The organism is Pseudomonas sp. P5_A2_2 (assembly GCF_054177685.1).
In genome coordinates this window covers 1-1085 of record NZ_JBGCUL010001306.1, presented here as the reverse complement: position 1 = coordinate 1085, position 1085 = coordinate 1, and the positions used below count along the sequence as shown (strand labels likewise).

The following is a 1085-nucleotide window of genomic DNA, read 5'->3' as shown; positions in this document are numbered from 1 at the left end:
ACTGGCAGGCCCGCAGCCTGGAACTGGCGCAACCGCAGAATCCGGAAGCGCAGACGCTCTATAAAAGCCTGGCCCGCGAACGCGACTTCTATGGTTTCCTCGCCGCCGATCGCTCGCAGTCGCCCTACTCTTTGCTCAACAAGCCGCTGGTGCTCAGTCAGGCCACCATCAACAAGGTGCGTAACACGCCCGGCGTACGCCGCGCCCTGGAACTGCACGCCCGCGGGCAGATCGTCGATGGCCGCCGTGAGTGGTACTACGTCAGCCGTCACTTCAGCCGCGACGAAATGGTCGCCCAGGCCAAACTGGCCTACGACCTGAAATGGTACTTCCCGGCGATCCGCACCATCAGCCAGGCGCAGTATTGGGATGACCTGGATATCCGCTTCCCGATGGCCCACCGCGAGACCCTGGTGCGTGAAGCGAAGAATCGCGGCCTGCATCCGAGCTGGGCGTTCGCCATCACCCGCCAGGAAAGTGCGTTCATGGACGACGCCCGCTCCGGGGTCGGCGCCTCGGGCCTGATGCAACTGATGCCCGCCACCGCCAAGGAAACCGCACGCAAGTTCAGTATTCCCTATAGCTCGCCACAGCAACTGCTGGATCCGGACAAGAACATCCAGCTCGGTGCCGCCTACCTGAGCCAGGTGCACAGCCAGTTCAACGGCAACCGGGTCCTCGCCTCCGCCGCCTACAACGCCGGCCCCGGCCGCGTACGCCAATGGTTGCGTGGTGCGGACCACCTGAGTTTCGACGTGTGGGTGGAAAGCATCCCGTTCGACGAAACCCGCCAGTACGTGCAAAACGTGTTGTCGTACTCGGTGATCTACGGTCAGAAGCTCAATGCGCCACAGCCGATCGTGGATTGGCATGAGCGGTTTTTCGACGATCAATGATCGGTAGTGCCGGCGCTCTAAAAAATGCCCGCATCAAACGATGCGGGCATTTTTTTGTCAGAGGCCTTGAAGACGCAAAGATCAAAAGATCGCAGCCTGCGGCAGCACCTACAGTTCGGCGGTAACCTTGCCATCACTGAACTGCAACGCCGCCAACCGTGCATACAACGCATTGCTGGCAATCAGCTC

1 protein-coding gene is annotated in these 1085 nt (G+C 61.1%); it reads left to right on the top strand.

All coding sequences use genetic code 11. From position 1 onward, the window contains the following. The coding region (locus ACXRVY_RS30990; RefSeq protein ID WP_458239206.1) for a transglycosylase SLT domain-containing protein at positions 1-896 on the top strand (896 nt) is incomplete at its 5' end. Between the last annotated feature and the right edge of the window lie 189 nt (positions 897-1085).